A 25,002-nucleotide genomic window follows, 5' to 3' on the forward strand; every position below is an offset into this window, starting at 1 on the left:
GATTTATTTTTTGATAGCTGCAAGCTCTGCTCTTACCTGCTTAATGATATCTTGCACGTAAAGTGCAGAGGGGTGTTGATATAACGCTTTGATGTATGCAGGCATGGTTGGTGCCGGTTTTTTACTCCACTTCGGGTGTGGCAGGAGCGCTCGACCAACGCCATGGTAGTGAGTTGGTTTGGATGAGGCTTTATGGCTTTCTACAATATGAATAGCAGCAGCCACTTTTGATTTTGTTGCATAAATAGCACTTAATTGATTTGCAGACATGGTATTACCACCTATTATCAGTGAAATAAGGATGATGAAACATATTGCCCATTGTTGGGCGGTTATTCCCCTGGAGTATAAATACGCTTTTGGCGTAATTACTTCTTGCTGCTTAATTTCCCAGCGTGTATTTCGCTAATACGCTTGCTTAGCATCTGTACCGTTGGGTATTGGAATAAATCAACAATAGAGATAGGTGACTCCATTTTGTTTTTTATTTCGCGATAAACCTTGGACATCAGCAGGGAATTTCCCCCTGCATCGAAAAAGTTCTCTTGAATGGAGACCTTCGGATTATTGAGTACGGTCCGCCAGATAGAAATAATATTTTTCTCTATCTCGGAAGGTAATATTGCTTTGTCGTTTGACATTTTTTCACCATTAGTTATTTACGCAGGAACACAGCTTGGATTTATCAATTTTTCCATTGGGGTGCGTTGGCATTTTTTCCAACGCAACGAAATGCGAGGGCACCATGAAAAAAGGCAGCGTCTTGGCAAGGTGCGCTTTTATCTCCTGAATATCGATGTGCTTTTGATGCCGTAATACATAAAATGCTGAGAGTGATGGCGCCGCGTTTTCCGAGCGCCTTTCGAGAATAACGGCAGCATGGTTAATTTGCGGCAGCGCCTGTAGGTGCGTTTCTATTTCCGCCAGCTCAATACGGTGTCCGCGCAATTTAACCTGACTGTCTATTCGGCCAATGAATTCCAGCACGCCATCGATGCGTTGCTTAACCCAGTCGCCGGTTTTATACATTTTCTGCCTGGTCTGATGGCTAAACGGGTCATCCACAAATCGCTCATGCGTCAGCTTTTCCGCATGCAGATAGCCTTTTGCCAGAATATCCCCCGCCAGATAAAGTTCACCGCTTTCCCCAATGCGACAGGCTGTTGCGCTTCATCTAATACATAAGCGGCAGCATGAGGGATGGGCTTGCCAATCGGGGCAATTTTTTCTTCTGCTCCCGGCTGGCAGAGCCAATGACAGGCAAATATTGTTGCCTCGGTCGGGCCGTAGAGATTGTGGATCTTTCCCGGATATTGCAGGGAAAGATCGTTGACCAGCGTTTGATCGAGTGCTTCGCCACCAGAAAAGATATGGCAGAGAGAGGTGCAGCGGGATAGCACCTCCGCATCCACAATGACGCGCAGTGCCGTCGGTACGAACTGTGCGACCGTGACCTGTTGACGGTGCATAAATTCAGCCAGCAGCTGCGGATCATACTTGGCATCTTCGGTAATGACCGCACAGCTTGCGCCGGCGATCAGCGGCCAGAAAATTTCCCACACTGAGACGTCAAAGCTGAACGTGGACTGGTTAAGGACAACATCTTCGTGCTGCAGCACGAAGGCGCTTTGCATCCACGCCAGATAATTAACCACCGTCCTGTGGCTGACCATGACGCCCTTTGGCGTTCCGGTGGAGCCGGAGGTGTACATCACATAACAAAGCTGTTCTTCACTGACCGAGGGAAGCGTGGGGGTAGCCTGAACGCTCAGATCGATCTGATTGATGTCAACGATCTCACGATGGCTCGGTGCCAGCGTAAGCGCGTGTGCATTGTCGGTAATGACCAGACGCGCATCGGCATGATTGATCATGTAATCCAGACGCTCGTGTGGATAGTAAGGATCAAGCGGTAAATAGCACGCACCGGTTTTCAATACGCCGAGCAGGCTGACGATCAGATTCGGGCTTTTATTTAAATAAATACCGACAACATCCTTCGGCTTTACGCCCCGCTGTAATAGATCGCTCGCCATTGCATTTGCTCGCTGATCCAATTGCCGGTAGGTCAACGTTTCTGTATCGCTTCTCAGGGCGATGGCGTCTGGCGTCTGATGCCGCTGCTGTTCAAATAAGGTATGGAGCACTCTTGCCGATGCCATGTTCTGATCCTCTGGTGATGCCAGGGGTCACGCCGGGCATCCTTTTACGCGTTATGCAGGTACGGCACACCTGCACTGTGCCGCTGAGTAATTGCCACTGAGTCATGTTGCTGCTGAACAATGTGCTTTGATTATGATGACGCTTCTTGTTGCTCCGCAGGTGCTGGTGGCGCGGCGTTTTCCGCTATCTGTGGCGTGCTTTCTCCACTGGGAATGCTTGGCCTGATGGCAGCATCGGTTAGAAAATCGATGACGCGCATGAGCGCTTCAGGCGCGGGTTGACGTTTTACCTGCGTGTGAATGCTGTACTTGGCGCGAGTGTCCGTCGCTCGGGTCTGCGCCGACTTGTGTGATACCCGACCGGCCATTTTGACGTTGAACGGCCCCCATCCCAGTGACGCCGCCAGATTGCCGTCTTCTCCGGTGTCATCGGATGAAGATTCACTCTGTGTGACTTCAAGTTCGAAATCGATCGTCCCTTCTTCAATAGAAATAATCGGATGGGTAATCGCGGCAATGAGCGGTATGCGCATCGTTTTTGTCACCGAGCCTTTTGCGACTCCGCTTTCATCAATAAGCGTTTCGTCGTAGTCGAATTGGATGGCGACGGCTTTATTATTCTGAATGCATACGGACAATAGAAAATCCGTATAGGCTTTGCTGGCCTGAACCTGTGCGTTAATCATTGCCTGTAATGGCCCGCTAATCATATTTTCCAGCGGTAGCGCATTAATAACAGAACCGATAAATTGTGAATCCATCGGAGCCTCCAATTATCTGCGAATAGGGTGTGATGCACTGTCAATAAAAATAGCAAAAGGAAGGGGGAATAATACCCGTCAGGGTACGGGGGGACTTTCGCATTCTGGCGTAGTCCTTTTGGTATATAGGCAATAATGTCTTTTATTTGTTAAACCCATACTCAGGCATGCGCGTTATTTCATGTGTCTTTCCTGGTATTAGCATGACGAACCCATCGTTACGTGTTCTCATTTTTACAGCATTAATTTTTCACCGCGTGAGATACCGGAAGTCGCGTTAGAACCATTCCTGCAAAAAGCATCCTTTTACAATACGGAAGGAAAATGATGAAGAATAGAAAAACGGTCTTTGAAATTATCTCTGAATGGTCACTGAAAAGTCCCGATAAGACGGCGGTGGAATTTAATGGCGACAGGCTGAATTATCAACAACTAGAATTTCAGTCGCGCCTTTTGGCCGATTATTTGTTATCACATTACCCGGATAATAAACGTGGCAGAATCGCCGTCTATCTGGAGCCTGGTGTGATGATGCCCGTGGTCTTGCTGGCTATTTTAAAAGCAGGACATACCTATGTTCCGCTCTCGCATTTTCATCCGTCAGAAAGAATCATTCAAATTCTTGAGGACTCTTCGACGTTTTTGCTTATTTCCACGCGAACGATGTTAAATAAAACGGCTATCGATAAGGTTTTTCCCTCCACGCTGGTATTAGAGGATATCCATTATCCTGCTGAGTCTGTGGCCACATTGCCGCCCGTTTGCGAAAACGACCTTGCTTATATTCTCTATACCTCCGGTTCTACAGGGAAACCAAAAGGGGTGGCCATTGAACACCGGAACCTGAGTTATTATCTGAACTGGTTTAATGAAGATGTGTGGCCAGAGACCCGTGCGACGCTCCCTCTGACATCGACACTCAGCTTTGCTGCTGCGGTGACACAGCTTTATGCGCCTTTGTTGCGCGGCGACACTCTGTTTATTTTGCCTGCCGACAGCTTGAATGAGCCGGAGGTGTTATTACGCTGGCATCAGCAGCATTCAGACGGTGCCATTTATTGCGTGCCGACCGTTTGGGATGAACTGCTGCGCTATCAGGCATCTTCTTCTCACGTGTGGGCATTACCTAAAACGGTTTTTCTCTCTGGCGAGCCTGTCTCTTTTGATTTAAAAGAGCGTACGTTCCAGCAGATTCCTGATGTCAGGCTCTTTAATCTGTATGGTCCGACGGAAACGACGGCCAACTGCTCATTTGCTGAATTAAGGCCGGGGAAAAATGTGACGCTCGGTAAGGCACTGCGTGGCAGCGAAATTATGATTGTGGATGAGAGTCTGCGTCCCGTGGCTGAAGGGGAGGAAGGGGAAATTTGCGCGTTCGGTGAAGGCGTCGCCCGTGGCTATATTAACCGCGACGAATTAACGCAGCAGCGTTTCTTCACCCATGTTCGAGCCGATAAACGCTATTGGGGACACCGTACCGGCGATCTAGGGAAAATGACGCCAGAAGGGGAGATCCTGTATCTGGGACGTATCGATCGTCAGATTAAGATTAATGGCATTCGTATCGAGCCTGAAGAAGTCGAAATCGTGTTACGTCAGCATGGCGATATCGACAAGGCGCTGGTGCGGCCGATTCAGGAAAACGGACGTCAGCGTCTGGTGGCCTATCTGGTGAACCGTAACCCGTCGCTTGCCACGAACGATCTGCGCCGCTTCTTGCAGGATAAACTGCCGCGAGCGATGCATCCGTCCCACTTTATTATGCTGGAAACCCTGCCCAAATTGCCTAACGGGAAATTGGATGTGAGCCGGCTTCCAGAGCCGTGTCCGCAGCGCCCTGAGTTGGGATATCCGGTTAAAACCGCAGGTAATGAGCTGGAACAGGAACTGATCGATATCTGGCAAGAGGTGCTTGGCTTTCGCGAACTCGGCGCTAACGATAACTTTTTCGATTTAGGGGGCGATTCGCTTCAGGCGATGAAAGCCCGTCTACTGATTAGAAAACGGCTGTTTAGTGAAATTGATTACCCGTTATTTTTCAACAACGCGACGCCCCATCTGCTGGCTTTCATCGTCCCTTACTATGTTAACGATGACGAACCCGCGTTTAACGAGAACAACGCGGATATCGAGGCGCTCGCACCCTCATCGCAGCAGCGTTATTTTCTGACGCTGGACCAGCTCAGCCCGGAGCCGTCGGCCTATCAATTGGCTTTCCGTCTGACGATAAAGGGCCCACTGGATGAGTCTGCCGTGGAGTGGAGTATTCGGCGTATTCTGGAAGGTAATCCGGTGTTGCGAACCCGCTTCGATCTGGATCGGCTACAGTGCCTTGAGGGCGATTATCCGATCGAGGCGATCCCGATTGAACGGCTGACGGCGTTCTCTCCCGATGGGGGAAAGAATACGCTGAGCGACCGACGGCTGCTGGAGTTGATCAGCACGCCGGAAATGGATGTAGAACACTCGCCGCTCATCTGTTTTCATCTGATTTCGCTGACAACGCAACGGCATATTTTGCTGGGACGTGTACACCATACGGTATTCGATCATGACGCTATTGGTTTGTTCTTCCATCAGTTTGTTGATTACGTCCGTGCTTATAGCGCGGGCGATCGCAGCTATCGAATAGGCAGTGAAGCGCGCTATCTGTGCTATCGGCAACAGCAGCGGCGCACCAAAGATCAATGCTATCCGAGAGAACGCCAGTTCTGGCTGGATAAGATGGAGGATTACTTGACTGCGGGAGCCGATGCGACGGCATTCCCGCTTAGTGACAGCCAGGACGGAGAAAATTATTGGTGCATTTTGTCAGATACGCTGACGCAAGCGATAAAGCACTATGCCCAACAGCATCGCACGACACCGTTTGTCTGCATGCTGACCGCTTTTACCCAACTGCTCAAAACGACAAACTATCGTCATGTTCCCATCGGTATTCCGGTGTCGAACCGTATGTTGACTGAAAACGCCACCACAATAGGCTGTTTCGTTAATATGGTGGCTTACTACGACGATTCGCCGGCTCAGGAGTCTTTCAGCACGCTTCTGGCCCGCAGTCAGAATAAGATCCATGCGATTTTGGACAATCAGACGTTGCCTTATGATGTATTAATGGCCGATGTCCGGACTAAAGGATGGTCTGATAAGCTACGTTTTCCTGTCAGTTTTAACTATCTGACGGCCATGCCGCCAGCCGTACAGATCAATGAAAATACCTATCAGATTGCGGATATTGCTAATCATCAGGCGCGGCTGGATTTAACGCTCTCTGTTTATGATGATGAGGCTCTGACGCTGTGTTTTAATTATCAGAAAGCGGCTTTTAAAACGGAAGAGATTGCTGCGCTGTCTCATCAGTACCATCAAATTCTGATGGATATCGTACAGCCAAATACGGCTCCCTTGTGTAGTAACCTGTAGAGAACGCTAACGAAGGTGTCCCGAATTGAGACACCTTCGTTGAGGAGCTCCGCATGTAGGCAATGGTTTTATTGGCAAGGCATTGACCGAGTGGCTGAACACGTCAGGAAGGGGAAAGCAGTAGCAGGAAGGCAACGAGGTGCCTTCCTGCTATACGTGCGGCTTGCGGTTGAAAGTCCTTATTCTTAAGCACTCTAGCCTTCAAGAACGTTTGCTTTCAAGAACATTGGCCTTTAAGAACAATCTGTTAAGGGTCTGATGGTTTTTTGTCATCGGACGTTTTTTTCTGGGCCTCATTAATCAAATGAACGCCTTTTCTGGCCTGTTTTATTTCCGATGCCACATCCAGGATATCGTTATTCTCCCGATAGCTGAAAAAATTGGCTATCAGCGTAATCAATCCTACGCTGATGGCCCCAACCAGATAACCTAATCCTATTGCATTCTCCACTTTATTAATATTAACGTGCAGCAATTCGGCGATAATCCCTACCAGTGAGAAGGCTGCTGAAATGCTGATAATGATAATAATTAATGCGGCGACAAATTTGTCATAATTATTCAGTTTCTGCGGTCGCCAGAAAAAGGAAATACTGAGTCCGCCGAACAATCCTGAAATGGATGCAATGATATCGCTGAACAAAATGCCATAGATGATAGGGGATGTTGAAAGATCCATAATATTCTCGTTATAGTGATTTCTATGAAATAGCGTTTTTTAACTTTTGTTGAATATTAATTTGGTGTGATGGCTTGTAGGAAAAGTGCTTTCTCTGCTTCTCTACGGCGAAGGAGTCCTTCCACGACTTGCTCACCATCTTTGTCCCAGCGCGGAAATTGCTCAGCAGCGGCGTCATAATTACCCTGATTAAGCAAGCGTAATAAGGTCGATTCCTCTAAGTTTTCAACTCCCAGATTGTAGGTAAATGACGTTAATGCGCCAAATTGATTTCCGTTGAGATCAACGTTCACATAATGCTGAACACCAGCTTCCGCCGTTTTTAAGTCCTGCCGTAACAGTAGATCCGCTTCCTGAAGGGTAATCCCGTTATCAAAATTTTCATTCGGCAGTATTAAATGCCCATATCCAATCGTCCATTTACCTGCTGTGTCACGATACTTTGTTAATTTCAGACCTTCAAAACTCTTAATCAATGAGAGACCCGCTTCATTGATCGTGTCTGGAATATTAGCCATTGTTTTTTTCCTCTTGAGTTATTTTGGGGAGAACGAGATTGGTGTATTCATCAATTAACCGCATGATGCTTTCTGGAGGATCCAATGCAGTGAATTGCATTTCTATATCGACGTGTTGGCTATTTCTGCCTTTTTTGTTTTTGCCTGAAGGCGACATGCTGACGTGAAAATTAGTGATGTTATGCTGGTCTAAAGATGAGGTTATTTCGTCCTGGCTGACCGCATCGGTTCTCACCGTCATTCGCACTTTCATTTTTTCCAGCATCAACCCCCTTGGGGTAGAAAGCGCAACCAGTGGCAGTTCGACGTGATGCCGGGGATCGAGTTGAATCGCAACTGTCTTTGGGGTTAACACGCCATCAGCGTCACGTTCAAAAAAAGGCTCGAGTGTTTGCTGATATTGATGAGCGATAAATTGATTGGCGGCGGTGGCAGCATGCTGCATGCCGCGAGCAATATCTGCTAGCGTTATTGCCTTTGATGAGGTTATGTTATCGTTCCGTGTGGAATGGAGATTTTCTTTTTTGGTATTATCGCCATTTTCTGTTTTTTTATTTTTCCCCATTACCCAGTTCTTGAATGACATACGCTCTCCTTATCTTATTCTTCAGGCGATAAACATGAATGGCCTGGAGTGAAATAAATGATAATTTGAGAAAACGTTAACAGCTAATGAGGGAGGCGTGTATCAGCCATTATGTTATAGATATAGTGCAATATGGCATAGGCCATTCACTTTCGATTTGTATTTTTCATTTTTAAAATTTCGCGATAAATACTTTGTGTATTTATGAAATCATTACGCCATTATGTCTTATTTTGAGATAATATTTCATTGCTAAGGGTATTTCTCTTTGGGGAGGTTGTCTGAAATTATCATGTCAGTATGCGCGAATAAATATGGCTAAGTCTATAAGGTAAACGGCATATGCCAAATGGCGCAACATCATATCTTTCAAGATAGGCTAAAACTTATTAGAGAGTATTTTTAAATATGGCACTTTTAAAATAAAGGTAAATGGAGATTGCATAGTGAATGTTGTTATTATTGACAAGTCCCCTGTATTCATTCAGGGGTTATCTGTTGGGTTGAATGATTTTATGCACGATGCCAATATTGTTGGCGTAAAGGAAATTGATGATGTATGGCCTTTCCTTGAGGAGATGAACAACGCTTTTATTTTACTAAATTGTAATAAAGAGAATGGAGAGTACAGTTTTTTCCTTGAATCACTGCATGAGAAATATATTAACACCAGTGTTATTATTATGGTTGACACTATTGAAAGACATATTTTGAATCATTATCTGAAACACCATGTTATGGGCGTCATTCTTAAAACATCGCCCGTTGATTCTATTGCTCAGGCATTAAAAACAGTGTCGATGGGTATGGTCTGTTTACCGGATGATGGGGTGATCTATGAGGGGTGGAGTGTCGATAACAGTGTAAAAGGCAAACTCAGCGAAAGGCAGCATGAGGTTCTGCAACTGATTGCGTCAGGCGCTTCTAATAAACAAATCAGCCGGACATTAAACATCAGCGCAGGAACCGTGAAGTCACATTTGGAGTCGATTTTCAGGCGACTTAATGTGCGTAACCGCACGCAGGCCGCGATCGTGCTATTAGAAGAAGAACGAAGATAAGTTTTATCTCATTATATTAGTCGTTATTGTTTGATTTAAGCATCAGGGAATCTCACTCGTTATCTCTTTCAGCCTTCTTGGCATCAGGGTCTTTGCTTCGACCTTCTACGACTGGTCTACTGTGCGGCTAGCGTGATGGCATAAGGCCTGCTTACAAAAGATCTGCTTACAAAAAGTAGAGTATCCACTGTTGCGATGGCCACCTTCGGGCGAACGCTTATTCTTGACAAAGAAGCCTACCCAGCGTATAAAAATCGCCTTCGAACCAATCCTATGGATGACTTGCATTTGTGCAGTTGTCAGCGTAGTATTTGCCACGATTTCGGACGCGGGGTGGAGCAGCTTGGTAGCTCGTCGGGCTCATAACCCGAAGGTCGTCGGTTCAAATCCGGCCCCCGCAACCACTTAACTTCCAGTAAAGTGTTTTTTCAAATACGTTCTTCACTCAATTTCTATCTCTTTTTGCAGTGATTTTTGAAAAAATCCTTCACCGAAAGTTATGCCGCGCTGGTTAGCGGTATTAGGGTCCAGTTGCATAAAGCCCCGATTTTTCGGGGTTTTTTGTTATTTGGCAACAAACAACTGGGCTATTAGGCCCTTTTTTTATGTCTTGGGGGTGGACTTGTCCACATTAGAGCAAAAATTAACAGAGATGATTTCAGCACCCGTTGCCGCATTAGGCTACGAATTGGTTGGGATTGAGTTCATCCGTAGTCGTCAATCGACGCTGCGTATCTATATTGATAGTGAAGATGGGATCACTGTTGATGATTGTGCTGATGTCAGCCACCAGGTCAGTGCGGTATTGGACGTAGAAGATCCAATCACTGTCGCCTATAACCTGGAGGTTTCGTCTCCAGGGCTTGAGCGTCCCTTATTCACGGCAGCACATTACCTGCATTTCGTTGGTGAAGAAGTCACAGTGGTGCTGCGTATGGCAGTCCAGAATCGCCGTAAATGGTTGGGTGTGATCAAAGCTGTTGACGGCGAAATGATCACCATAACAGTGGAAGGCAAAGATGAAGTATTCGCACTGAGCAACATTCAGAAAGCGAATCTTGTACCCCACTTTTAAAGTTTGGATGAGGCAACTAGGATGAACAAAGAGATTCTGGCTGTTGTTGAAGCAGTTTCCAATGAGAAATCCCTTCCGCGCGAGAAGATTTTTGAAGCGCTGGAAACCGCACTGGCGACAGCGACCAAGAAAAAATATGAGCAGGAAATTGATGTCCGCGTCAGTATCGATCGCAAAACGGGCGATTTTGATACCTTCCGTCGTTGGTTAGTGGTAAATGAAGTCACTCAGCCAACGCGCGAAATTACGCTTGAAGCGGCGCAGTTTGACGATCCTGCTCTTGATGTTGGTGGTTACGTTGAAGATCAAATCGAATCCGTAACTTTTGACCGCATCACGACGCAAACGGCAAAACAGGTTATCGTACAGAAAGTTCGTGAAGCAGAACGTGCGATGGTTGTTGATCAGTTCCGTGAGCAAGAAGGCGAGATTATCACCGGTGTCGTCAAGAAGGTGAACCGTGATAATATTTCGCTTGAAGTCCGACCAATCGATGGCTCTAACACCAGTGCAGAAGCGGTAATTGGCCGCGAAGATATGCTGCCTCGTGAGAATTTCCGCCCTGGCGACCGTATTCGTGGTGTGCTGTACTCTGTTCGCCCTGAAGCTCGCGGTGCTCAACTGTTCGTCAGCCGTTCCCGTCCGGAAATGCTGGTTGAACTCTTCCGCATTGAAGTGCCAGAAATCGGTGAAGAAGTTATCGAGATCAAGGCCGCAGCCCGCGATCCGGGTTCACGTGCGAAAATTGCAGTGAAGACGAATGACAAGCGTATCGATCCTGTCGGTGCTTGTGTGGGTATGCGCGGTGCACGTGTTCAGGCTGTTTCCAGCGAGCTGGGTGGCGAGCGTATTGATATCATTCTGTGGGATGATAATCCTGCACAGTTTGTCATCAATGCCATGGCACCTGCCGATGTGGTATCGATCGTGGTTGATGAAGATACCTGCACGATGGATATCGCTGTTGAGTCGAGCAATCTGGCTCAGGCGATTGGTCGAAACGGGCAGAACGTACGTTTGGCTTCCCAACTGTTGAAACAGCATCGTTCAGACGATCGTTGGGAACTGAACGTGATGACAGTGGAAGATCTTCAAGCCAAGCATCAGGCTGAAGCACATGCTGCAATCGACGTCTTTACCAAGCACCTTGATATTGATGAAGAGTTTGCCACCGTGCTGGTTGAAGAAGGTTTCTCCTCACTTGAAGAACTGGCTTACGTGCCAATCAAGGAACTGTTGGCTATCGAAGGCTTTGATGAAGAAACCGTTGAAGCATTGCGTGAGCGTGCGAAAGCCGCATTAACAACGCTGGCACTGGCGCATGAAGAAAGCCTTGGTGACGGTCAACCTGCTGAAGACTTGCTTGGCTTGCCTGGGCTGTCGCGTGAGTTGGCGTTCAAGCTTGCTGCGATCGGTGTTTGTACGCTGGAAGATCTTGCTGAACAGGGCGTTGACGACCTGACAGATATTGAAGAGCTCAATGATGAGCAAGCGGGCGAATTGATTATGGCCGCACGTAATATCTGTTGGTTTGGCGACGACAACGAATAACGAACTGTAGCAGGAAAGGAACAGCATGACAGATGTAACCGTAAAATCGCTGGCCGCAGAGATTCAAACTCCGGTTGACCGCCTGGTACAGCAGTTTGCTGATGCGGGAATGACCAAGTCTGCATCGGACTCTGTGACCCAGCATGAAAAAGAAACGTTATTGGCGCATTTGAACCGCGATCGCGGTAATGCGCCGAGTAAATTGACGTTGCAACGCAAAACGCGTAGCACGTTAAATGTCCCTAGCACCGGCGGAAAAAGTAAGTCGGTGCAGATCGAAGTCCGCAAGACACGCACTTATGTAAAACGCGATCCGATTGATGCCCAACAGGCAGAAGAGGAAGAGCAGGCACGGCGTGAAGCGGAAGAACAGGCACAACGTGCCGCTGAAGAGCAGGCTAAACGCGAGGCCGATCTGCGCGAAGCTGCTGAGAAAGCGAAGCGTGCTGCCGACGAGCAAGCCAAACGTGAAGCCGCTGAAAAAGCTAAGCGTGATGTAGCGGAAAAAGAAAAAGTGACGAACCAACAAAACGAAAGTATGACCAAGCCGGCTCAGTCTGAGAAAGCGAAACGCGAAGCGGAAGCTGCCGAACTTAAGCGTAAAGCAGAAGAAACTGCACGTCTTAAGGTTGAAGAAGAAGCTCGCCGTATTGCTGAAGAAGCTCGCCGTATGGCTGAAGAAAATGCAGGGCGCTGGGAAGCGGAAAGCGCGACTAAACCTGAAGAGTCTGCTGATTATCATGTGACGACGTCTCATCATGCCCGCGAAGCGGAAGATGAAAACGACCGTCAGGTTGAAGGCGAGCGCCGTACCCGTACTCGCGCTGCCAAAGTCACCAAGCAGAAGAAAGGTAATCGCCAGTCTGAGTCCAAGGCTGACCGTGAAGAAGCGCGTGCCGTTACCCGTGGTGGTAAAGGTAAACGTAAGCCAAGTACACTGCAGCAGAGCTTCAATAAGCCCGCTCAGGCCGTTAACCGTGATGTGGTAATCGGTGAAACGGTTACCGTTGCTGAACTGGCTAACAAAATGGCAGTTAAAGGCTCTCAGGTCATCAAAACGATGATGAAACTGGGCGCAATGGCAACAATCAACCAGGTCATCGACCAGGAAACCGCGCAACTCGTGGCCGAAGAAATGGGCCATAAAGTCATCCTGCGTCGTGAGAACGAACTGGAAGAAGCGGTAATGAGCGACCGTGATATGGGTGTTGCGGCAGAATCGCGCGCGCCAGTCGTGACCATCATGGGCCACGTTGACCACGGTAAAACCTCTCTGCTCGACTATATCCGTTCAACCAAGGTTGCAGCAGGTGAAGCGGGTGGTATTACCCAGCACATCGGTGCTTACCACGTTGAAACCGACAACGGTATGATTACGTTCCTGGATACACCGGGACACGCCGCGTTTACTGCAATGCGTGCTCGTGGTGCTCAGGCTACGGATATCGTGGTACTGGTTGTGGCGGCGGATGATGGCGTGATGCCTCAGACCATCGAAGCGATCCAGCACGCGAAAGCCGCTCAGGTTCCGGTTGTTGTCGCAGTAAACAAAATCGATAAGCCTGATGCCGATCCAGATCGTGTGAAAACCGAACTGTCTCAGTACGGCATCATGCCGGAAGAGTGGGGCGGTGAATCTCAGTTTGTTCACGTATCTGCTAAAGCGGGTACGGGGATCGACGAACTGCTGGATGCGATTCTGTTGCAGGCCGAAGTTCTGGAACTGAAAGCGGTCCGTAGCGGCATGGCGAACGGTGTTGTGATCGAATCCTTCCTGGATAAAGGTCGTGGCCCGGTTGCAACCGTACTGGTACGTGAAGGTACGCTGAATAAAGGCGACATCGTTCTGTGCGGCTTCGAATATGGCCGTGTCCGTGCGATGCGTGATGAACTGGGTCGTGAAATCACGTCCGCAGGTCCTTCTATTCCTGTAGAAATTCTCGGTATGTCCGGTGTTCCTGCCGCAGGTGACGAAGCGACGGTTGTTCGTGATGAGAAGAAAGCACGCGAAGTGGCCTTGTATCGTCAGGGTAAATTCCGTGAAGTTAAACTGGCTCGTCAGCAGAAATCTAAACTGGAAAACATGTTTGCCAACATGACGGAAGGTGAAGTTTCTGAACTGAACATCGTTCTGAAATCTGACGTTCAGGGTTCTTGTGAAGCGATTTCCGATTCACTGCAGAAACTGTCTACTGATGAAGTGAAAGTGAAGATCGTCGGCTCCGGTGTGGGCGGTATCACAGAAACGGACGCTACGCTGGCAGCAGCATCGAATGCGATTATCCTTGGCTTTAACGTTCGTGCAGATGCATCAGCTCGCCGCGTCGTTGAAGCGGAAAGTCTGGATCTGCGTTATTACTCCGTCATCTATGATTTGATCGACGAAGTGAAACAGGCGATGAGCGGTATGCTGGCGCCGGAATATAAGCAAGAGATCATCGGTCTGGCTGAAGTGCGTGACGTCTTTAAATCACCGAAATTTGGTGCTGTCGCGGGTTGTATGGTGACTGAAGGTATCGTTAAGCGTCACAACAAGATCCGTGTACTGCGTGACAACGTGGTTATCTATGAAGGCGAGCTGGAATCTCTGCGCCGCTTCAAAGATGACGTTGGCGAAGTCCGTAACGGCATGGAATGTGGTATCGCTGTGAAGAACTACAACGACGTTCGTCCTGGCGATATGATCGAAGTCTTTGAAACGATTGAGATCAAACGTACGATCGCATAATCCGTTTTCAGCGACGATGTAAGTTATTAGTAAGGGGGGCCTAGTGCCCCCCGATTTTTACTTGAGGATTTATCATGGCAAAAGAATTCAGCCGCACCCAGCGCGTCGCGCAGGAAATGCAAAAAGAAATCGCCATTATTATTCAGCGTGAAGTGAAAGATCCGCGCATCGGCATGGCGACCGTCTCCGGTGTGGAAGTGTCTCGCGATCTGGCGTATGCCAAGGTTTTTGTGACCTTCCTGAATGATAACGAACCAGAGCAAGTTCAAATAGCAATAAAAGCACTGCAAGATGCGTCTGGCTTTATCCGTAAACTGATTGGCAAGGCAATGCGCCTGCGTGTTGTTCCAGAATTGACCTTCTCCTACGACAACTCATTGGTTGAAGGGATGAGAATGTCCAATCTGGTGACCAATGTGGTCAGAAACGATACGGAACGTCGTCCTGTTACGGGCGAAGATCAGGAGGATTAATGAGTCGTCCTCGCCGCCGTGGCCGTGATGTACACGGCGTATTGTTATTAGATAAGCCGCAGGGCGTGTCGTCTAATGATGTTTTGCAGAAGGTAAAACGGATTTTTAACGCGAACAGAGCGGGCCATACGGGGGCGTTGGATCCATTAGCAACCGGTATGCTGCCGATTTGTCTTGGGGAAGCGACGAAGTTTTCCCAGTATTTGCTGGATTCTGATAAGCGCTACCGTGTTATTGCTCGACTTGGGCAACGGACTGACACCTCTGATGCCGATGGTAACGTGATTGAAGAGCGTGCGATTGGTTTTTCTGCTACGGATTTGGAGCAGGCGCTGGAAGGCTTTCGTGGTACTACGCAGCAAGTGCCGTCCATGTACTCGGCGCTGAAATACCAAGGGCGCAAGCTGTATGAGTATGCCCGTCAGGGGCTGACGGTTCCACGTGAAGCACGTGAAATCACCGTTTACGAACTGCAGTTCATTCGCTGGGAAGGTGATGAACTGGAGCTAGAGATTCACTGCTCGAAAGGGACGTACATCCGTACTATCATTGACGATCTGGGCGAAAAGCTGGGCTGTGGTGCGCATGTGATTTATCTGCGTCGTTTGCAGGTTGCTACGTACCCTACCGAAAGAATGGTGACGTTGGAGCAGTTAGCGGCTTTGGCCGAGCAGGCTCAAACACAAGAAGACCCACTTTCGCTGAGTCTCGATCCGCTGCTCATGCCGATGGAAAGCCCGGTTATTGATTTTCCCGAAGTGAATTTGACGCCGGTTGTTGCTGGCTATTTGAAGCTGGGGCAAGCGGTTCAGGCCGCGAATGCGCCATTGAACGGCATGGTGAGAATCACCGAAGGTGACGAGCACAAGTTTATTGGGATGGGTGAAATCGACAGCGATGGCCGGGTTGCGCCGCGTCGTTTGGTTGTTGAGTTTCCAGTGTAAACCCGCCCGTTGCTGCCTTGCTATCGCAGAACGCTGAGGGTAGAATAGCGCGGCTTGACTATTGGGTGGCTGAATTAGAGATCGGCGCCTGTTTTTTTATCTATAATGTTTGGAGTATTACAATGTCTCTAAGTGTTGAAGCTAAAGCTAAAATCGTAGCAGACTTCGGTCGTGGCACTAACGATAGTGGTTCTACTGAAGTTCAGGTTGCTTTGCTGACTGCGCAGATCAACCATCTGCAAGGCCACTTTTCTGAGCACAAAAAAGATCACCACAGCCGTCGTGGTCTGCTGCGTATGGTTTCTCAGCGTCGTAAGCTGCTGGACTACCTGAAGCGTAAAGATGTAGCACGTTACACCAGTCTGATCGAGCGTCTGGGTCTGCGTCGCTAAGTCTTCTGTGTTTCAGTGGGAAGGGGCCTCTTTTGGCCCCTTTCTTCTAGGAAGCGTTAGCAAAACAGAGTAGTGTATTGTTGTTAATATGATCTTTCATTACAGAGGTTCGCGCGGCTAATGAGAGGCTTTATCTGCATAAGCAAGATAAGGGTTGTCATTAGTCGTGAGAATGTAGTGCAAAGGTCGGGAGTTCACTGGCGCGTTTATCTTGAATACGTGTAGCGCGCCCCAGCTAAGGATATAATTTTGCTGAATCCGATCGTTCGTAAGTTCCAATATGGTCAGCATACCGTCACGTTAGAGACCGGTATGATGGCACGCCAGGCTACCGCCGCTGTGATGGTAAGCATGGATGACACCGCGGTATTCGTTACCGTTGTAGGCGCTAAAAGTGCTAAGCCGGGTCAAAGTTTCTTCCCGTTGACAGTTAACTATCAGGAGCGTACCTACGCTGCTGGACGTTTCCCTGGTGGTTTCTTCCGTCGTGAAGGCCGTCCAAGTGAAGGCGAAACGCTGACTTCTCGTCTGATTGACCGCCCAATTCGCCCTCTGTTCCCAGAAGGTTTCCTGAATGAAGTTCAGGTGATCGCGACCGTTGTTTCTGTTAACCCACAGGTTAGCCCTGACATCGTTGCCATGATTGGTGCCTCTGCGGCGCTGAGCCTGTCTGGTATTCCGTTCAACGGCCCTATCGGTGTTGCACGCGTCGGTTACCTGAACGACCAGTATGTCCTGAACCCAACGATGGACGAGCTGAAAGAAAGCCGTCTGGATCTGGTGGTTGCCGGTACAGAAGGCGCGGTTCTGATGGTGGAATCTGAAGCTGAGCTGCTGAGCGAAGATCAGATGCTGGGTGCGGTGGTATTTGGTCACGAGCAACAGCAGATCGTTATCCAGAACATCAACTCACTGGTTGCCGAAGCGGGCAAACCGAAGTGGGAATGGCATGCGCCAGAAGTTAACGTTTCTTTAGAGCAGCGTGTACAGGCTTTGTCTGAAGCACGTCTGGGTGACGCTTACCGCATCACTGAAAAACAAGAGCGTTATGCACAAGTTAATGTCATCAAAGCGGATGTTGTTGCTGCTCTGCAGGCTGAAGACGAGACCCTGAGTGCGGGTGATATCCAGGAAATTCTGGGTGACGTTGAGAAAAATGTCGTACGTAGCCGCGTGCTGGCTGGCGAACCACGTATCGATGGCCGTGAAAAAGACATGATTCGTGGTCTGGATGTGCGTACTGGCGTACTGCCGCGTACTCACGGTTCTGCACTGTTCACCCGTGGTGAAACGCAGGCGTTGGTAACCGCAACGTTGGGAACTGAGCGTGATGCGCAGAACATCGACGAGCTGACTGGCGAACGTACCGATCGCTTCCTGCTGCACTACAACTTCCCTCCGTACTGTGTTGGTGAAACGGGTATGGTCGGTTCGCCTAAGCGTCGTGAAATCGGTCACGGTCGTCTGGCTAAGCGTGGCGTGTTGGCCGTTATGCCTAAGGCGAACGAATTCCCGTACACCGTGCGTGTCGTGTCTGAAATCACAGAATCCAACGGTTCTTCTTCCATGGCGTCTGTCTGCGGTGCTTCTCTGGCACTGATGGATGCAGGTGTGCCAATTAAATCAGCCGTTGCGGGTATCGCGATGGGTCTGGTGAAAGAAGGCGATAACTTTGTTGTTCTGTCCGACATTCTGGGTGACGAAGACCACCTGGGCGATATGGACTTCAAAGTTGCCGGTAGCCGTGAAGGTATCACTGCGCTGCAGATGGATATCAAGATCGAAGGGATTACCCGTGAGATCATGCAAGTTGCTTTGAATCAAGCCAAAGGTGCACGTTTGCACATTCTGGGCGTGATGGAGCAGGCGATCAGCTCACCACGTGGTGATATCTCTGAATTCGCACCGCGTATTCACACCATCAAGATCAGTACCGATAAGATTAAAGACGTGATCGGTAAAGGTGGTTCTGTGATTCGTGCGCTGACGGAAGAAACGGGCACGACCATTGAAATCGAAGACGATGGTACTGTGAAAATCGCTTCAACCGACGGCGAAAAAGCGAAACACGCAATTCGTCGTATTGAAGAGATCACTGCTGAAATCGAAGTCGGCCGCGTGTATCAGGGTAAAGTTACCCGCATCGTTGATTTTGGTGCTTTCGTCGCTATTGGCGGCGGCAAAGAAGGCCTGGTGCACATTTCTCAGATCGCCGACAAGCGCGTAGAGAAAGTGACTGATTACCTGCAAATGGGTCAGGAAGTGCCGGTCAAGGTTCTGGAAGTTGATCGCCAGGGCCGCGTGCGCTTAAGCATCAAAGAAGCAAATGCGCAAACTCAGGAAGCGGCAGCCCCGTCTTCTGAGGAATAACGACTGTTAGAAAACGGTCTTATGGCACCTTGCCTGATTATCATGGCAAGGTGCTGCGTGTATCGTAAGGGAATGGATGCTCTTACGTTGAGCGGTCCGGGACAGGATGTTCATCCAATGTTTGTCTTCGGGAGTGGGAAATGAAGCCTTTCTTGCGCTGGTGTTATGTTGCAACAGCACTCATGCTGGCAGGATGCAGCAACACTGATTGGCGTAAAGACGCAGTATTGGCGATTCCGTTACAGCCTACTTTGCAGCAGGAAGTGATTCTGGCACGCATGGAACAAATCCTTGCAAGCCGGGCATTAACCGATGATGAGCGAGCACAGCTATTATATGAGCGCGGAGTGCTGTATGATAGTCTCGGGTTACGGGCATTGGCGCGGAATGATTTTTCACAAGCGCTGACGATCCGCCCTGATATTCCAGAAGTTTTTAACTATTTGGGTATCTATTTAACGCAGGCAGGCAATTTTGATGCTGCCTATGAAGCGTTTGATTCTGTACTAGAGCTTGATCCAACTTACAATTATGCGCGTTTAAATCGGGGCATCGCTTTGTATTATGGCGGTCGCTACCTGTTAGCGCAGGATGATCTGCTGGCGTTTTATCGAGACGATCCGAATGATCCTTTCCGTTCGTTGTGGCTGTATCTTGTGGAGCGAGAAATCAATCCAGAGACGGCCAAAATTGCGTTGAAGAAACGCTATGACGACGCCAAGAAAGGGCCTTGGGGATGGAATATTGTCGAATTCTATCTGGGCAGTATCAGTGAAAAAACACTGATGCAGCGTTTACAGGTAGAAGCTACGGATAACACTTCGCTCGCTGAGCATCTCAGTGAAACTGACTTCTATTTAGGTAAGCACTACCTAAGTCTGGGGGACAAGAACACCGCTTTGGCGCTGTTCAAGCTGACGGTTGCCAACAACGTCCATAACTTTGTTGAGCACCGCTATGCATTGTTGGAATTGGCGCTATTAGGCCAAGAGCAAGACGACCTATCAGGATCGGACCAGCAATAGCTGACGAACACTTAATCAGCCTGAAAAAACTTCGGTTATCACCTTCACGGGTGAGGGCTTTTTTGTTCGCTTTTTAATCCAATTTGAGCCGGTTCACACTTTTCAATGAAAATGACTGAAAATTTTCACGACGAGTTATGTAGACTGGCCGCCATGTTTAATGAGGCACGTGTACATGACTGATTTATTTACTTCTTTTTCCGATTTGGGGCTGTCTGCTCCTATTATTAATGCCCTGACCGATCTGGGCTATGAAAAACCGTCGCCAATTCAGGCTGAATGTATTCCCCACCTGCTGAACGGTCGCGATGTGCTGGGTATGGCACAGACCGGCAGTGGTAAAACTGCGGCTTTTGCTCTGCCATTACTCAATAATTTAAAGCCTGAGTTAAAAGCGCCGCAGATGTTGGTGTTGGCTCCAACCCGCGAACTGGCTGTTCAGGTTGCTGAAGCCTGTAATGATTTTGCCAAGCATATGCATGGCGTTAACGTCGTTGCCCTGTACGGTGGCCAGCGTTATGACGTGCAACTGCGCGCTTTGCGTGGTGGAGCACAGATCGTTGTTGGTACGCCGGGCCGTCTGTTGGATCACCTGAAGCGTGGTACGCTGGATCTGTCTAACCTGAGTGGCTTGGTGCTGGACGAAGCCGATGAAATGCTGCGTATGGGCTTCATCGAAGATGTTGAAAACATCATGGCTCAGATCCCAGCTGCGCATCAGACTGCGCTGTTCTCTGCAACCATGCCGGAAGCGATTCGCCGCATTACGCGTCGTTTCATGAAAGATCCGCAGGAAGTTCGCATTCAATCAAGCGTGACTACGCGTCCAGACATCAGCCAGAGCTACTGGACGGTGCAGGGCATGCGTAAAAATGAAGCGCTGGTACGTTTCCTCGAAGCGGAAGATTTTGATGCGGCGATTATTTTCGTTCGTACCAAAAACGCGACGCTGGAAGTGGCTGAAGCACTGGAACGTAGTGGTTACAACAGTGCTGCGTTGAACGGTGACATGAATCAGGCGCTGCGTGAACAAACGCTGGAGCGTCTGAAAGATGGTCGTCTGGATATCCTGATCGCAACTGACGTTGCTGCGCGTGGTCTGGACGTTGAGCGTATCAGCCTGGTCGTCAACTACGATATCCCAATGGATTCGGAGTCTTACGTCCACCGTATTGGTCGTACTGGCCGTGCAGGTCGTGCCGGTCGCGCACTGCTGTTTGTTGAAAACCGTGAACGCCGCCTGCTGCGCAACGTTGAACGCACAATGAAGCTGACGATTCCTGAAGTGGAATTGCCAAATGCAGAATTGCTGGGTCAACGTCGTCTGGCTAAATTTGCCGCTAAAGTGCAGCAACAGCTGGAAAGCAGCGATCTGGATATGTACCGTGCGCTGCTGACGAAACTGCAACCGCAGGAAGAGTTGGATGTTGAAACGCTGGCTGCTGCGCTGCTGAAAATGGCGCAAGGCGAACGTCCTCTGATTCTGCCACCAGATCCGGCATTCCGTCCGCGTCGCGAATACCGCGATCGTGATGAGTCTCGTAGTGATTCACGTGGCGATCGTCGCCGTGAACCTCGCGATGCTCGTGATTCCCGCGATTCCCGTGAACCCCGTGACGGTGACCGTCCACAGCGTCGCGAGCGTCGTGATGCGGGTGAGATGCAACTGTACCGTATCGAAGTGGGTCGTGATGACGGCGTTGAAGTTCGCCACATTGTTGGTGCTATCGCCAACGAAGGTGATATCAGCAGCCGCTACATCGGTAACATCAAACTGTTCGCGTCTCACTCGACGATTGAATTGCCGAAAGGTATGCCGGGCGACCTGTTATCACACTTCACCCGCACGCGTATTCTGAACAAACCAATGAATATGCAATTGCTGGGTGATGCAGTCGCACAGCCAGAACGTCGCGGTGGTGGTCGTCCTGCGGGTGCGGGCGGCGAACGTCGTGATGGCGCAGCGCCACGTCGCTCTTTCGGCGGTGGTGAACGCCGTGAAGGTAACGCTAACGGCGGTGAGCGTCGCGAACGTTCTTTCAATCGTGATGCAGCTGCACCACGTACTCCACGTCGTCGTCCTGCTGACGCGTAAGCTACGATTGATTTAAAAAATCTGCTGCAATATAAAACGACCCTGAACGGGTCGTTTTTTTTGGCCAGAATAAACTCACTCGTTCGATATTACAGCGTCTGCCGTACATCCATTGCGATTTCAAACGATCGTAGTCGCGCCTGATGGTCAAAGATTTGGCCATTAATCATCACTTCATCCGCTTGCGTTTCACGCAAAAGGCTCTGCAATCCATGACGGACTTTCGCGCTATCGCCAACAATCGACAGCCGCAGTGCTTGCTCCGCACCAAACTGCTCGGCAGGCGATCCGACCGTATCGATGTGTTCTACTGGCGCGGGCAGCGGGCCCGGCGTGCCACGGCGCAGGTTGATGAACTGCTGCTGCATCGAGGTGAAGAGGAAACGCGCATCCCGATCGCTATCGGCTGCAACCACATTGACGCAAACCATCGCATAGGGCTTGGCGTGGGTGGCTGAAGGGACAAAGTTTTCACGGTAGAGGCGGAATGCTTCCAGCAACATATCTGGGGCAAAATGGGCGGCAAAGGAGAAAGGCAAACCCAGTCTCGCGGCCAGCTGTGCGCTATACAGGCTCGATCCCAATAGCCAGATCGGAACGTGCAGACCTTGTCCCGGGACGGCCTGCACTGCCTGACCTGGCTGTGCATCGGCGAAATAGCGTTGCAGATCCTGCACATCGTGTGGGAAATCTTCAATATCGGCATTGAGGTGGCGACGCAGCGCCATCATGGTGCGCTGGTCGGTGCCGGGCGCGCGACCTAATCCCAAATCGATACGGCCGGGATACAGCGATTCCAGCGTACCGAACTGCTCGGCGATGACGAGTGGTGAGTGGTTCGGTAGCATCACGCCGCCGGAACCGAGGCGGATGCGCTGTGTTCCCGAAGCAAGATAGCCGAGAAGTACCGAAGTCGCCGCGCTGGCGATACCTGTCATGCTGTGGTGTTCCGCCAGCCAATAACGGTGATAGCCCCATTTTTCTGTATGCTGCGCCAGATCCAGCGAGCGATGGAAGGCGTCACGTGCTGTCGCACCTTGCGGAATAGGCGCAAGATCGAGGACGGAAAACACGGCGGATTGAGAAGGTGTAGACATAATATGGCTCACTTTGTTGTTCACTGACTCCACCCATTCGGTGGATGCTAACGCTGTCAGTCAATGATGAAAGTCAGAGCAGTATGAGGGAATGTCGCGGTTATACGTAGTTCAAAGGTGCGCTTAGGAAGGAAAGGGCGGCTGACCGCCCTGACAGGACGTGAGTTACTGAACGAGCTCAAGGCCAGCGACGCGACGCCAGTAGCCGTTGCAATCTGCCTGATTTTCCAACGTTAATGGCGCATTGCCTTGTTCGTTAGCGCGGAATTTATCCAGCATCGCCGGAGTGCTGATATCGTTCGGGGATAGCCGGACAATATCGACCAGATCCTGCATTGACGCCAATTCGTTGCCGAGGTTGTAGCAATAGCCGCTTTGCGTCTGGATGCCGTTGAGGATAAAGACCTGTTGGTTCTCCTGCGACAGCATTTTTCTGCCTTGTGGATAGCTGAGACAGCAGGTTTCGCATTCATCTTTTGGCCGATCTTCTGAACGGGCGGTGAAGCAGCGGGCGGAATAGGCTAACGGTAAATGGCCGTAGCTGAGCACTTCCACTTCAAACTGATGGCGAAAGCCAAGCTCTTCACACTGATTCAGTAAGTTTTGCAGCCAGTCACGGGAGAGCTCGACTGGCATACACCAGCGCACCATGCCTTGTTTATGCAGGACTCGCAGGGTGTAAGCGTTGTAGCAGTTGAGCGCATGTCCGGCGACAAACGGCAGATTGCGTTCGGCGGCGATGTTAACTGCGCCCAGATCGTTCGCCTCCAGCAAGAACTCGCCGTTCTCCACATAGCGTTTTAGCTCGGTAAGTTCAGATGGAGCCTGTAAGAGCGCGAGCGTAGAGATCACCACCTGTTTTCCGCTGTTGGCGATCTCGCGGGCAACGTTGAACCAGTCTGCCACCTTCATCAGGCGGCGCTTGCTGCACACTGTTTCGCCGAGATAAATGATATCGGCGCTGCTGCTCACCGCTGCCTGATAAAACGCCTCAACGTCCTCTTTCGGCCAATAGTAGAGAATATTCCCTAATGCGTATTTCATGTGTTCTCCTGCTACTGCCATTTACGGTGATAAGCGCCGAGCGTGGTTTGCGTGCCTTCTGCCACCGCGCCTAACGCATCCATCCAGGCTTGAGTGGGAACGAATGTCTCGGGATTGGCACGACAGCGATCGATCGCCTGTCGCCATACCTGCGTAATCTGGCTGACGTAGGCTGGGCTGCGTTGGCGGCCCTCTATCTTCACGGAGGCAATATTGGCGGCCATCAACTCAGGCAGCAGCTCCAGCGTGTTCAGGCTGGTTGGCTCTTCTAGCGCATGGTAGCGCTGCCCATCGACTAAATAGCGCCCTTTACACAACGTGGGATAACCGGCGTTTTCATCGTCCTGATAGCGGTCAATCAGGATATTATTCAGGCGTGATTCCATGCCGTTTTCCGTCTGCTGCCAGCGTACAAATCGCGCAGGCGAGCAGGCACCTACGGTATTCGGTGATTCACCAGTCAGATAAGAAGAGAGATAGCAGCGGCCTTCCGCCATGATGCACAGGCTGCCGAAGGCGAACACTTCGAGCGGCACGGGGCTGGTGCGGGCGATTTGTTTCACCTGATGGATGGACAGCACGCGCGGCAGCACGATGCGCGAGACATCGAAATGGCGATGATAGAAACGGATCGCTTCGGTGTTTGTCGCCGACGCCTGAACTGACACGTGACGCTCAATGTTGGGATAGCGCTCAGCGGCATATTCCAGCATGGCGATATCGGCGAGGATCAGCACATCGGCTCCGATTTGCGCAGCCATGTCCACGGCGCGCTGCCAGCGCTGATAACCGTCCGGGTGCGCAAACGTATTGATGGCGATATGCAGCTTACGCCGGTGGCGGTGCACGTACTCACGCGCTTCCTGTAGCTTCTTATCGGTAAAGTTCAGCCCGGCAAAATGACGTGCGTTGGTGTCATCTTTCAGGCCGATATAGACCGCATCTGCGCCATTATCGATGGCAGCTTTCAGTGCCGGCAGGTTGCCAGCGGGGCAAAGCAGTTCCATACACAATCCTT

Annotated in this window: 23 protein-coding genes and 1 tRNA gene; 13 read left to right on the top strand and 11 right to left on the bottom strand. The window is 50.0% G+C overall.

The window, feature by feature from the left end:
• Positions 1-3 precede the first annotated feature (3 nt).
• The 5 genes from BJJ97_RS08460 to BJJ97_RS08475 all read right to left on the bottom strand — a co-directional run bounded on the left by BJJ97_RS08460 (position 4) and on the right by BJJ97_RS08475 (position 2,923).
• Entirely contained in the window at positions 4-270 is a 267-nt protein-coding gene (locus tag BJJ97_RS08460; RefSeq protein ID WP_227003579.1) for a hypothetical protein, read from the bottom strand.
• Between the two features lie 98 nt (positions 271-368).
• A complete protein-coding gene (locus BJJ97_RS08465; RefSeq protein ID WP_095993638.1) occupies positions 369-641 on the bottom strand; it encodes a phosphopantetheine-binding protein in 273 nt (90 codons plus the stop codon).
• 10 nt (positions 642-651) lie between these two features.
• Positions 652-1,029 carry an AMP-binding enzyme gene (locus BJJ97_RS22275; RefSeq protein WP_405083406.1) on the bottom strand — a complete coding sequence of 126 codons (378 nt, stop codon included), beginning with the start codon at positions 1,027-1,029 and terminating at the stop codon, positions 652-654.
• Positions 1,030-1,079: 50 nt separating this feature from the next.
• Positions 1,080-2,162, bottom strand: coding sequence for an amino acid adenylation domain-containing protein (locus tag BJJ97_RS08470; protein ID WP_264372072.1), 1,083 nt, complete (start codon positions 2,160-2,162; stop codon positions 1,080-1,082).
• 131 nt (positions 2,163-2,293) lie between these two features.
• Entirely contained in the window at positions 2,294-2,923 is a 630-nt protein-coding gene (locus BJJ97_RS08475; protein ID WP_095993639.1) for a DUF2589 domain-containing protein, read from the bottom strand.
• A gap of 324 nt (positions 2,924-3,247) precedes the next feature.
• Between BJJ97_RS08475 and BJJ97_RS08480 the strand changes: the two genes are divergently transcribed.
• The gene (locus tag BJJ97_RS08480; protein WP_227003580.1) at positions 3,248-6,346 is read left to right on the top strand and encodes a non-ribosomal peptide synthetase; all 3,099 of its coding nucleotides are present in this window, start codon (positions 3,248-3,250) and stop codon (positions 6,344-6,346) included.
• A gap of 247 nt (positions 6,347-6,593) precedes the next feature.
• Here BJJ97_RS08480 and BJJ97_RS08485 read toward each other — a convergent pair whose 3' ends face one another.
• From BJJ97_RS08485 to BJJ97_RS08495, 3 genes are read right to left on the bottom strand one after another with little or no spacing between them, the layout of a single operon-like run.
• Positions 6,594-7,025, bottom strand: a complete 432-nt coding sequence (locus BJJ97_RS08485) for a hypothetical protein (RefSeq protein WP_095993641.1) — start codon at positions 7,023-7,025, stop codon at positions 6,594-6,596.
• A 56-nt stretch (positions 7,026-7,081) separates the two neighbouring features.
• Positions 7,082-7,543 (bottom strand): lysozyme, encoded by a 462-nt coding sequence (locus BJJ97_RS08490; RefSeq protein WP_095993642.1) that lies wholly within the window; start codon positions 7,541-7,543, stop codon positions 7,082-7,084.
• Positions 7,536-8,129 carry a DUF2589 domain-containing protein gene (locus BJJ97_RS08495; RefSeq protein WP_095993643.1) on the bottom strand — a complete coding sequence of 198 codons (594 nt, stop codon included), beginning with the start codon at positions 8,127-8,129 and terminating at the stop codon, positions 7,536-7,538. Before BJJ97_RS08495 ends, BJJ97_RS08490 begins: the two co-directional genes overlap by 8 nt.
• 446 nt (positions 8,130-8,575) lie before the next feature.
• Between BJJ97_RS08495 and BJJ97_RS08500 the strand changes: the two genes are divergently transcribed.
• The 12 genes from BJJ97_RS08500 (at position 8,576) to BJJ97_RS08550 (ending at position 21,843) form a co-directional block, all read left to right on the top strand.
• On the top strand, positions 8,576-9,190 hold the full coding sequence (locus tag BJJ97_RS08500) for a response regulator transcription factor (RefSeq protein WP_095993644.1): 615 nt from the start codon (positions 8,576-8,578) through the stop codon (positions 9,188-9,190).
• 327 nt (positions 9,191-9,517) lie between these two features.
• Positions 9,518-9,594 (top strand) — tRNA-Met (locus tag BJJ97_RS08505).
• Between the two features lie 218 nt (positions 9,595-9,812).
• Positions 9,813-10,265: a ribosome maturation factor RimP gene (rimP, locus tag BJJ97_RS08510; protein ID WP_010279686.1), complete on the top strand. Its 453-nt coding sequence runs from the start codon at positions 9,813-9,815 to the stop codon at positions 10,263-10,265.
• Positions 10,266-10,286: 21 nt separating this feature from the next.
• The gene (nusA, locus tag BJJ97_RS08515) at positions 10,287-11,816 is read left to right on the top strand and encodes a transcription termination factor NusA (RefSeq protein ID WP_039485969.1); all 1,530 of its coding nucleotides are present in this window, start codon (positions 10,287-10,289) and stop codon (positions 11,814-11,816) included.
• Positions 11,817-11,841: 25 nt separating this feature from the next.
• Positions 11,842-14,544 carry a translation initiation factor IF-2 gene (gene infB / locus BJJ97_RS08520; RefSeq protein WP_095993645.1) on the top strand — a complete coding sequence of 901 codons (2,703 nt, stop codon included), beginning with the start codon at positions 11,842-11,844 and terminating at the stop codon, positions 14,542-14,544.
• Between the two features lie 74 nt (positions 14,545-14,618).
• Positions 14,619-15,017, top strand: coding sequence for a 30S ribosome-binding factor RbfA (rbfA, locus tag BJJ97_RS08525; RefSeq protein WP_039485963.1), 399 nt, complete (start codon positions 14,619-14,621; stop codon positions 15,015-15,017).
• Entirely contained in the window at positions 15,017-15,961 is a 945-nt protein-coding gene (gene truB / locus BJJ97_RS08530) for a tRNA pseudouridine(55) synthase TruB (protein WP_095701570.1), read from the top strand. Before rbfA ends, truB begins: the two co-directional genes overlap by 1 nt.
• A 122-nt stretch (positions 15,962-16,083) precedes the next feature.
• On the top strand, positions 16,084-16,353 hold the full coding sequence (gene rpsO / locus BJJ97_RS08535) for a 30S ribosomal protein S15 (protein WP_010279698.1): 270 nt from the start codon (positions 16,084-16,086) through the stop codon (positions 16,351-16,353).
• Positions 16,354-16,602: 249 nt separating this feature from the next.
• Positions 16,603-18,723 carry a polyribonucleotide nucleotidyltransferase gene (pnp, locus tag BJJ97_RS08540; RefSeq protein WP_095993646.1) on the top strand — a complete coding sequence of 707 codons (2,121 nt, stop codon included), beginning with the start codon at positions 16,603-16,605 and terminating at the stop codon, positions 18,721-18,723.
• A gap of 140 nt (positions 18,724-18,863) precedes the next feature.
• Positions 18,864-19,748, top strand: a complete 885-nt coding sequence (gene nlpI / locus BJJ97_RS08545; protein ID WP_010279700.1) for a lipoprotein NlpI — start codon at positions 18,864-18,866, stop codon at positions 19,746-19,748.
• Between the two features lie 111 nt (positions 19,749-19,859).
• On the top strand, positions 19,860-19,931 hold the full coding sequence (gene yrbN, locus BJJ97_RS22460; protein WP_223193433.1) for a protein YrbN: 72 nt from the start codon (positions 19,860-19,862) through the stop codon (positions 19,929-19,931).
• The gene (locus BJJ97_RS08550; RefSeq protein ID WP_095993647.1) at positions 19,924-21,843 is read left to right on the top strand and encodes a DEAD/DEAH family ATP-dependent RNA helicase; all 1,920 of its coding nucleotides are present in this window, start codon (positions 19,924-19,926) and stop codon (positions 21,841-21,843) included. Before yrbN ends, BJJ97_RS08550 begins: the two co-directional genes overlap by 8 nt.
• An 89-nt stretch (positions 21,844-21,932) precedes the next feature.
• Here the strand turns inward: BJJ97_RS08550 and BJJ97_RS08555 are convergent, their stop codons facing one another.
• The 3 genes from BJJ97_RS08555 to ubiU form a co-directional block, all read right to left on the bottom strand.
• Positions 21,933-22,940, bottom strand: a complete 1,008-nt coding sequence (locus BJJ97_RS08555; protein WP_095995343.1) for a luciferase-like monooxygenase — start codon at positions 22,938-22,940, stop codon at positions 21,933-21,935.
• Positions 22,941-23,105: 165 nt separating this feature from the next.
• Positions 23,106-23,984: a U32 family peptidase gene (locus BJJ97_RS08560; protein WP_095993648.1), complete on the bottom strand. Its 879-nt coding sequence runs from the start codon at positions 23,982-23,984 to the stop codon at positions 23,106-23,108.
• An 11-nt stretch (positions 23,985-23,995) separates the two neighbouring features.
• Positions 23,996-24,991, bottom strand: a complete 996-nt coding sequence (gene ubiU / locus BJJ97_RS08565; protein WP_095993649.1) for a ubiquinone anaerobic biosynthesis protein UbiU — start codon at positions 24,989-24,991, stop codon at positions 23,996-23,998.
• Positions 24,992-25,002: the final 11 nt, after the last annotated feature.

Source organism: Pectobacterium polaris (assembly GCF_002307355.1).
Classification (GTDB): Bacteria; Pseudomonadota; Gammaproteobacteria; order Enterobacterales; family Enterobacteriaceae; genus Pectobacterium; species Pectobacterium polare.

Coding starts and splice junctions, on each gene's coding strand:
- BJJ97_RS08460 (WP_227003579.1), bottom strand. CDS start 270: ATGTCTGCAAATCAATTAAGTGCTATTTATGCAACAAAATCAAAAGTG.
- BJJ97_RS08465 (WP_095993638.1), bottom strand. CDS start 641: ATGTCAAACGACAAAGCAATATTACCTTCCGAGATAGAGAAAAATATT.
- BJJ97_RS22275 (WP_405083406.1), bottom strand. CDS start 1,029: ATGTATAAAACCGGCGACTGGGTTAAGCAACGCATCGATGGCGTGCTG.
- BJJ97_RS08470 (WP_264372072.1), bottom strand. CDS start 2,162: ATGGCATCGGCAAGAGTGCTCCATACCTTATTTGAACAGCAGCGGCAT.
- BJJ97_RS08475 (WP_095993639.1), bottom strand. CDS start 2,923: ATGGATTCACAATTTATCGGTTCTGTTATTAATGCGCTACCGCTGGAA.
- BJJ97_RS08480 (WP_227003580.1), top strand. CDS start 3,248: ATGATGAAGAATAGAAAAACGGTCTTTGAAATTATCTCTGAATGGTCA.
- BJJ97_RS08485 (WP_095993641.1), bottom strand. CDS start 7,025: ATGGATCTTTCAACATCCCCTATCATCTATGGCATTTTGTTCAGCGAT.
- BJJ97_RS08490 (WP_095993642.1), bottom strand. CDS start 7,543: ATGGCTAATATTCCAGACACGATCAATGAAGCGGGTCTCTCATTGATT.
- BJJ97_RS08495 (WP_095993643.1), bottom strand. CDS start 8,129: ATGTCATTCAAGAACTGGGTAATGGGGAAAAATAAAAAAACAGAAAAT.
- nusA (WP_039485969.1), top strand. CDS start 10,287: ATGAACAAAGAGATTCTGGCTGTTGTTGAAGCAGTTTCCAATGAGAAA.
- infB (WP_095993645.1), top strand. CDS start 11,842: ATGACAGATGTAACCGTAAAATCGCTGGCCGCAGAGATTCAAACTCCG.
- rbfA (WP_039485963.1), top strand. CDS start 14,619: ATGGCAAAAGAATTCAGCCGCACCCAGCGCGTCGCGCAGGAAATGCAA.
- truB (WP_095701570.1), top strand. CDS start 15,017: ATGAGTCGTCCTCGCCGCCGTGGCCGTGATGTACACGGCGTATTGTTA.
- rpsO (WP_010279698.1), top strand. CDS start 16,084: ATGTCTCTAAGTGTTGAAGCTAAAGCTAAAATCGTAGCAGACTTCGGT.
- nlpI (WP_010279700.1), top strand. CDS start 18,864: ATGAAGCCTTTCTTGCGCTGGTGTTATGTTGCAACAGCACTCATGCTG.
- BJJ97_RS08550 (WP_095993647.1), top strand. CDS start 19,924: ATGACTGATTTATTTACTTCTTTTTCCGATTTGGGGCTGTCTGCTCCT.
- BJJ97_RS08555 (WP_095995343.1), bottom strand. CDS start 22,940: ATGTCTACACCTTCTCAATCCGCCGTGTTTTCCGTCCTCGATCTTGCG.
- BJJ97_RS08560 (WP_095993648.1), bottom strand. CDS start 23,984: ATGAAATACGCATTAGGGAATATTCTCTACTATTGGCCGAAAGAGGAC.
- ubiU (WP_095993649.1), bottom strand. CDS start 24,991: ATGGAACTGCTTTGCCCCGCTGGCAACCTGCCGGCACTGAAAGCTGCC.